The organism is Bradyrhizobium sp. MI1.7 (genome assembly GCF_055811795.1).
In genome coordinates this window covers 37,660-45,066 of sequence record NZ_JBVVPO010000068.1, presented here as the reverse complement: position 1 = coordinate 45,066, position 7,407 = coordinate 37,660, and the positions used below count along the sequence as shown (strand labels likewise).

Annotated in this window: 7 protein-coding genes; 3 read left to right on the top strand and 4 right to left on the bottom strand. The window is 67.7% G+C overall.

Annotation, left to right across the window (positions count from 1 at the left end; all coding sequences use genetic code 11):
• The coding region (locus AC0L3X_RS38065) for a hypothetical protein (RefSeq protein ID WP_473317262.1) at nt 1–619 on the top strand (619 nt) is incomplete at its 5' end.
• 179 nt (nt 620–798) lie between these two features.
• On the opposite strand, the gene AC0L3X_RS38060 is transcribed toward AC0L3X_RS38065, so the two are convergent.
• Genes AC0L3X_RS38060 through AC0L3X_RS38050 form a run of 3 tightly spaced genes read right to left on the bottom strand, consistent with a single transcriptional unit; the run spans nt 799 to nt 3,615 of the window.
• Nucleotides 799–1,680 carry an MlaD family protein gene (locus AC0L3X_RS38060; protein WP_028153328.1) on the bottom strand — a complete coding sequence of 294 codons (882 nt, stop codon included), beginning with the start codon at nt 1,678–1,680 and terminating at the stop codon, nt 799–801.
• A gap of 16 nt (nt 1,681–1,696) precedes the next feature.
• Entirely contained in the window at nt 1,697–2,479 is a 783-nt protein-coding gene (locus AC0L3X_RS38055) for an ABC transporter ATP-binding protein (protein WP_063982229.1), read from the bottom strand.
• 2 nt (nt 2,480–2,481) lie between these two features.
• Nucleotides 2,482–3,615, bottom strand: coding sequence for an MlaE family ABC transporter permease (locus AC0L3X_RS38050; protein WP_166090162.1), 1,134 nt, complete (start codon nt 3,613–3,615; stop codon nt 2,482–2,484).
• Between the two features lie 143 nt (nt 3,616–3,758).
• On the opposite strand from AC0L3X_RS38050, the gene dgcA reads away from it, so the two are divergent.
• Nucleotides 3,759–4,754, top strand: a complete 996-nt coding sequence (dgcA, locus tag AC0L3X_RS38045; protein ID WP_354141830.1) for an N-acetyl-D-Glu racemase DgcA — start codon at nt 3,759–3,761, stop codon at nt 4,752–4,754.
• On the opposite strand, the gene AC0L3X_RS38040 is transcribed toward dgcA, so the two are convergent.
• Nucleotides 4,724–5,920 carry an MFS transporter gene (locus AC0L3X_RS38040; protein ID WP_354141829.1) on the bottom strand — a complete coding sequence of 399 codons (1,197 nt, stop codon included), beginning with the start codon at nt 5,918–5,920 and terminating at the stop codon, nt 4,724–4,726. The two genes, dgcA and AC0L3X_RS38040, sit on opposite strands and share 31 nt — an antisense overlap.
• A gap of 75 nt (nt 5,921–5,995) precedes the next feature.
• Here AC0L3X_RS38040 and AC0L3X_RS38035 point away from each other — a divergent pair, with 75 nt between their 5' ends.
• On the top strand, nt 5,996–7,360 hold the full coding sequence (locus AC0L3X_RS38035) for a hypothetical protein (protein WP_354141828.1): 1,365 nt from the start codon (nt 5,996–5,998) through the stop codon (nt 7,358–7,360).
• Nucleotides 7,361–7,407 lie beyond the last annotated feature (47 nt).

The window sequence follows — 7,407 nt, the reverse complement described above, 5'->3', positions numbered from 1 at the left end:
CCCCCCGCGCGGGCCCGCGGCGGCCCCCCCCCCCCCCCCCCCCGGCGCCCCCCCCCCCGCCCCCCCCCCCCCCCCCCCGCCGCCGGACCTCGGCATGCCCGCCTCCTCGCGCCGCACCGAAGCGCCGCCGGTCGCGCCCGCAGGCAACGACCAGGGCCGCGACGGCTGGCTGTCGGACCTCCTGAACCGCACGGACGCCAACCAGGGCGCTCCGACCGGACGTGAGGCCCCGCGTGGCCGCGCGGCACCCGCGCCGCAGCCGCAGGCTCCGCAGGGTGGCAGCAATCCGCTGGAGTCGCTGTCGCTCGACATCGGCCGCCTGATGGACCGCAACCTCGCCGCCGAGATGTGGGACCGCTACCAGCGCGGCGAGAACAAGGCCTTCACCAAGCGCCTCTACACGCCCGCCGGCCAGAAGGCCTTTGACGAGGTCGCCCGCAAGTACCGCGCCGACCGCAACTTCAAGGGCACGGTCGACCGCTACGTCGCCGAGTTCGAGCGTCTGCTCGACGAAGTCGCCCGCGACGGCCGTGGTCCGCAGGAGCTGCGCAGCCACCTGACCTCGGAGACGGGCCTGGTCTACACGCTGCTCGCGCATGCAGCGGGCCGGCTCGGGTGATCAGCCCATAGCGACAACGAATAGCGAATGAGAACGGAGGCCTCACGGCCTCCGTTTTCGTTTGAGCCCGTCATTGCGAGGAGTCCTTGCGACGAAGCAATCCAGACTGCTTCCGCGGAGACAATCTGGATTGCTTCGCTACGCTCGCAATGACGAGGTGAGGTCCGTGTACTAAACGCCTACTGCCGCCTGCCGCTCGCGGCGGGCGCCTGCCTCGGCGGCTCGGCGGGCGGCGGAGCGGCGGCCGGGGCGCTGTTGCTGGCGCCGAACAGCACGCGGGTCGGGTTGCGGTCGAAATTGTTCACGGCGCGGCTGATGTCGCCGAGCGTGCGGCGGCCGTCGGTCATCAATGCGCCGGAGCGTTTGTCGAAATCATCGGCCAGCTCGCGGATCGACTTCACCGCCTGGAACAGCTCGCCGCCGTCCTTGCCGCCGGCAAGCGTGTTGAGGCCGAGCATGAGGCTGTCGGCCTTGTGCATGACGCCGTCGACCTTGGCCATCACGCCGTCGATCTTCTCGGAGTTGCGGGCGAGCGAGTTGGTGAAGGTCTCGAGGTTCTTCAGCGAGTTCTTCACCGACTCCTGATTGTCCGCGACGATCTTGTTGATGTTCTGGAGCGTGCCGCGGATCGCCTCGGTGACGTCCTGGAGCTTGTTGGGATCGGCCGTCAGCGACGGGATGCCGTCCTCATCGAGCGGCGGCGGAGGTGCCGCCTCCTCGCCGCCCTTGAGCGAGATCGCGGCGACGCCGGTCAGGCCCTGGAATTCGAGGCCGACCAGGGTGTCCTTGCGGAGCGGTGTGTTGTTCTCGACCATGGCGAGTGCGACAACCCGCCGCGGGTTGTCGAGCTTCACCGAGACCACCTCACCTACCCGGATACCGTTGAAATTGACACTGCCGCCGTTGCGCAGGCCCGCCGCCGGGCCCTCGAACACGACGCGCAGGGGGCTGCGCTGCTTGGTGGTGTGCAGCGACTGGAACCACAGCACGAAGCCGATCGCCGCGGCGATCACCGCCAGCGTGAATGATCCGATCAGTACGTAATTGGCCCGCGTTTCCATCAGCTACTCCGGCACCTCAGCCCATCACCGCACGGGCGCGCTTGCCGTGGAAATATTGTCTCAGCCAGGGATGCTGCGAGGCCTGCATGTCGGCGATCGACCCTGCCGCAATGATCTTACCGTTCCCTAAAACGGCGATGCGGTCGCAGGCTGTGTAAAGGCTGTCGAGGTCGTGCGTTACCATGAAAACGGTCAGGCCCAAAGTACGCTGGAGCGTCCTCACCAGCTCGTCGAAATCGCCGGCGCCGATCGGATCGAGGCCCGAGGTCGGCTCGTCGAGGAACACGAGATCGGGATCGAGCGACAGCGCGCGCGCCAGCGCCACGCGCTTGATCATGCCGCCCGACAGTTCCGAGGGAAAGCGATCCGCGACTTCCGGCTTGAGCCCGACCATGGTGAGCTTGGCCAGGGTGATCTCGTCCATCAACCGCTGCGAGACCCGGAGATACTCGCGCATCGGAAACTGGATGTTCTGCCGCACGGTCAACGAGGAGAACAGCGCGCCCTGCTGAAACAGCACGCCCCAGCGGCGCTCGACGCTGCGGCGCTGCGAGGTGCTGGAGGAATCGAGGTCGACGCCGAACACCTCGATGGAGCCCGCGACCTTCGGCACGAGGCCGATGATGGTGCGCGTCAGCACCGACTTGCCGGCACCGGATGGACCGACGAAGCCGAGGATTTCGCCGCGCTTGACATCGAGGTTGAGGCCGTCGAGCACGCGCGTCGCGCCGAACTGCACGGTGATGTCGCGAACGCGGATGATCGGATCTTGAATCGCGTTTTGAGTTTCTTGCGCCATCGTCACATCCCGATCGAGGCGAAGAAGATGGCGAACACGCCGTCCATGACGATGACGAAGAAGATGCCCTTCACCACGGAGGCCGTGGTGTGCTGTCCGAGCGATTCCGCGCTGCCTTGCACGGCGAGCCCCTCGACGCAGGCGACGATGCCGATCACGGCGGCCATCACCGGTGCTTTGACGATGCCGACGATGAAATGGTCGATCGAGATGGCGTCGCGCAGGCGCAGCAGGAAGGCTTCGGGATCGACGCCGCCATAGAGCCAGGCGACGAGGCCGCCGCCATAAAGCGCGGCCATGGCGCCGAGGAAGGCGAGGATCGGCAGCGCCAGCACCAGCGCCAGCATGCGCGGCAGCACCAGGACCTCGATCGGGTCGAAACCCATCGTGCGCAGCGCGTCGATCTCCTCGCGCATCTTCATCGAGCCGAGCTCGGCCGTGTAGGCGCTGCCCGAGCGACCCGCGACCATGATCGCGACCAGGAGGACGCCGATCTCGCGCAGCACCAGCACGCCGAGCATGTCGACGACGAAGATGTCGGCGCCGAACCGGCGGAAATGAAAAATGCCCTGTTGGGCGATGATGCAGCCGATCAGGAACGTGATCAGCACAATGATCGGCACCGCGCGCCAGCAGACCTGCTCCATGTGGTGCACGGTCGAGGTCAGGCGGAACGAGCGCGGGTGGATCAAGACGCGAAACCCCGCCGCGAGCACCGCGCCGAGCATGTCGACGAGGCCCGCAACCGTGCCGGCGACCCCGGCCACGGCCCGGCCGATCTGCTCCAGCATGCCGGTGATGGTGACCGCGCTGCTGTCGACGACCGGCGTCGCCCTGACCCGCCGCACCTCGTCCACGAGGCTCGAATAATTGGCGGAGAGCCCCGCGATCTGCGCCTCGACGGCGCCCTGGGTCAGGCTGCGGCGCAGCCGCTCGATCAGCCAGGCGCCGAACGTGTCAAGCTTGGCGACCTCGGAGACGTCGATGAAGATGTTTTGCGAACCGCCGGCGAGCTTCTCGGCGTCAGCCACCATCCGCTCCAGGACCGGCGCGAAGCTCGCGGTCCAGGTTCCGGTGGCGCAGAGTGCCAGCGCGTTGCCCTTGGCAATCCGTTCCAGCTTCGGATCGCCGCTCAAAGTGTCCGCTCCCGTGCCGGGGCGCGAGAAACGGGTAGAATCAGATGGTTGCGCACACGCCCTTACCCGGAGAAGGTATCCCCAACTGGTTAATGTTAGTTGCTAGAGGTAACTAGCAGGTTCAGATTTCGCCAGAGTTCAAAATGACTTCCAGCAAAGTTCCGGCCCTGGCCGCGCGAATCGAGCGCTTTCCCATCGCCGGCAGTTTTACCATCAGCCGGGGCGCCAAGACCGAGGCCGTGACCGTCGTGGCCGAAGTGAGCCGGAACGGCCTGACCGGCCGCGGCGAATGCGTCCCCTATCCCCGCTATGGCGAGACCCCCGAGGCGACCCTTGCGGCCATCCAGGCCATGCAGGCGGCCGTCGCGGGCGGCCTCTCGCGGGAGGCCCTGCAGGCCGCCATGCCGCCGGGAGCCGCCCGCAACGCGCTGGATTGCGCCCTGATCGACCTCGAGGCCAAGGCGACCGGCCTGCGGGCCTGGAACCTGCTGGACCGCCCGGTGCCGGGCGAGCGCACCACCGCCTTCACGATCTCGTTAGGGACCCCCGAGGCCATGGCGGCGGCGACGGCCAGGGCCGCGCACCGGCCATTGCTCAAGATCAAGCTCGGCGGCGACGGCGATCCGGAGCGGATCGCGGCGGTTCGCAAGGCCGCCCCCGAATCCGAGCTGATCGTGGATGCCAACGAGGCCTGGACCGAGGCCAATCTGGAGCAGAATCTCGCCGCCTGCGACGCTGTCGGCGTCACCCTGGTCGAGCAGCCGCTGCCGGCCGGGAAGGATGGCGCTCTGGCGCGGATCAGGCGGCCACTCGCGGTCTGCGCCGACGAGAGCGTGCATGACCGCAAATCGCTGGCGCCGCTCCGCGAGCGCTACGACGCCGTGAACATCAAGCTCGACAAGACCGGCGGCCTCACCGAGGCGCTCGCGATGGCCGACGCGGCGCAGGCGCTCGGCTTCGAGATCATGATCGGCTGCATGGTCGCGACCTCGCTGTCGATGGCCCCCGCAATGCTGGTGACGCCGCAGGCGCGCTTCGTCGATCTCGACGGCCCGCTGCTGCTGGCGCGCGATCGCGATCACGGGCTGCGCTACGACGACAGCCTGGTCTATCCGCCGGACTCCTCGCTCTGGGGATGAGCCGTGAGTCGATGCCGCGCCGACCAGATCACGAGCGCGCCGGCCGCGGCCATCGCTGCCATGACGTAGTACAAGCTGTCGCCGATGCGGGCGTAGATCGCACCTGACGCGATCGACGTCGCTGCACCCAGCAACCCGTTGCACGCGGCATAATAGCCCTGCCCCCGCGCGATCTGATGCGATGGCACGCGCTGCACCAGAAGGTTCATGGTGCCGACGATGGTCATGCCGAAGGTAAGGCCGTGGCCGAGCTGCACGATCACGAGCAGCGCCAGCGGCGGCTCCTGCGCGGTGACGATCCAGCGCACCACGGCGCTCACGCCGCCGATTGCGATCAGCGTGGACGGATGCAGCGAGAACCGCGGCGACAGCGCGAAGACGACGATCTCGGCGATCACACCCAGCGTCCAGAGGCCCGCGATCGTCAGCCCGCCGAAGCCATGGAGCTGCCAGTTGATGGCCGAGAACGTGTAATAGGCGACGTGGCTGCCCTGGATCAGCGCGGCCGACGCGATGACGGCCCAGAAGCCGCCATCGCGCAGCAAGGCCTTGCCGGCATGCGTCTCCGTCGTCCTTCGCCTGACATCGTCGAGCGGCTGGAGCAGCAGGCTGGCGGCGACCGCAACGACGGCCCACGCGACGATGATCCAGATTAGATCGCGCGCCGCGATGTGGTCGACGAGAAAGCCGCAGGCGAGCGAGCCCGCGGCGAAGGCCGCCGAACCCCACAGCCGCAACGGTCCGTAGTCGAGCCCGTAGCGGGCGACGCCGCGCAGCGCATAGGCATCGGTCAGCGGGGTCGTCGGCGTCCACATCATACAGGTCAGCGCATAGATCAGGAACAGCGCGAGCGGCTGCTGCTGCAAGCCGACCGCCGTGAACCCGATCGCAGTCGCCAGCACCGACACCATCATGCCGGCGCGAATGGCATGTCGCCTTTCGGCAAGGGCGGTGATCTGTGGCAGCGTGGTGAAGCGCGTGATCGCCGGCAGCGCGTTGATGAGGCCGATCCAGCTTGCGTCGATGCCGATCGCCTTCAGCCAGAGCGGAAAGAACGGCAGATGCGTGCCCGACACCGCGAAGACCGCCGAATAGAACAGCGCCAGACTCACGGCGAATCGCCGCTTCACGGCGGCTTGCGTGGGGATTTGTGATTCGCCTGCCATCAAACCAATTGCGATTCGGTCGATATCGTGGTGATCGTTATAGTAACGCGTAGTGATTTGCGCGACGAGATTGTCATGGCCAACGAAGCATTCGCCCTCTCGCCTATGTCTGCCCGTGCGGCCGAGCCGAACGAGCAGGATTACGACGCGATCCGCGAAGCCTTCATGGAGACCGCGCGCGGCCGCTGGTTCCTCGGCGAATATGCCAAGCGCAACCGCAATGCGGATACCCGCATGGTGCTCGATGCGGTCGCGAAAATCGAAGAAACCCTTGCGGCACAGCGACAACCGGTCGTCGAGGATCGCCTGCCCGAGGCGCTGGTCGAGATCCGCCGCGCCATCCGCGAAGCCGAGACCATCGCGATTGCCGCCTTCGATCCTGCGGCGATCGAGGCCAGCCTCGCGCCGATTCCGCGCGGCGTGCGCATCATCAAGGAGATCTCCTGGCGCTGGCGCGAGATCGGCGCCGACGGGCGAATCTGCGATCTCATTGATTCGCAGCTCGCCTCCATCGAGGCGGCTTGCGGGCAGCTATCGACCGTCGACCCCCGCGTCGAGCTCAAGGCCGCATTCGATCTGCTCAGGGATCGGGTCGAGCAGCTCGATGGTGACGGCGACACAGCGCCGCAAGCGGCGGTGCATCCTGCGCCTGCGCCGGTGCAGGAAGCGTCCGTCGCAGAGGCTGTGCCTGCCGCGATGGCCACTGAAGCACCCGTGGCTTTTACGGAGGCGCCGCAGGATATCGCAGCGACTCCCGCGCCCGAAGCAGCGGTCGAGGCCAGCGCCGCCGAAGCACGCGCCGTTGGCGAGGAAGCGATCGACGTCGCCACCGAGCCGGAGCTCGTCGCCGGCCATCACGTCGGCCCCGAAGAGGAGGTCGCAGAGGCCGCCGCCTTCACTGAGGTGACTGACGGGGTCTCGCTCGACGCGGCCGCGGAAGCCGAGGACGAAGCCATACTCGATGCCATCGCGCTGGAAATGGCCGCGCCCGATCCGGAGTTCGACGAGATCACCGAACCGGTCGAGCTGGAAGCGGCCATTCCGGAGCCGATGGCCGCGGAGGTCGCAGCGCCGATTGCCGCAGAGCTTCCCGAGCCGGTCGCACCGGAGCCAGCCGTCACCGCAGTCGCGGAAGAGCCCGCCGAAGATGCACCGATCGCGATGGACTCGCTCGCGCGCCTCACCGACGCCATTGCGGAGGCCGCCGCCGAAGTGATGGAGCAGCCGGCCCCGGCCATGGCGGCCGCAGCGACATTCGGTGCTGCCCCAACCGCGACGCTTCCGATGCCCTCGCCCTTGTCCGCCTCCTTGCCCGAGCCCTCGCTCGGCGCCACCATCCTCGCCAGCGGCATCCTGCAAAAGCCCCGCGCGGCGGCCAACGACCCCATGGCGCCAATCCGCCGCATGACCCAGGCCGAGAAGATCGCGTTCTTCTCGTAAGGGGCACGCTCGCTCCACATCGTCATTGCGAGCGCAGCGAAGCAATC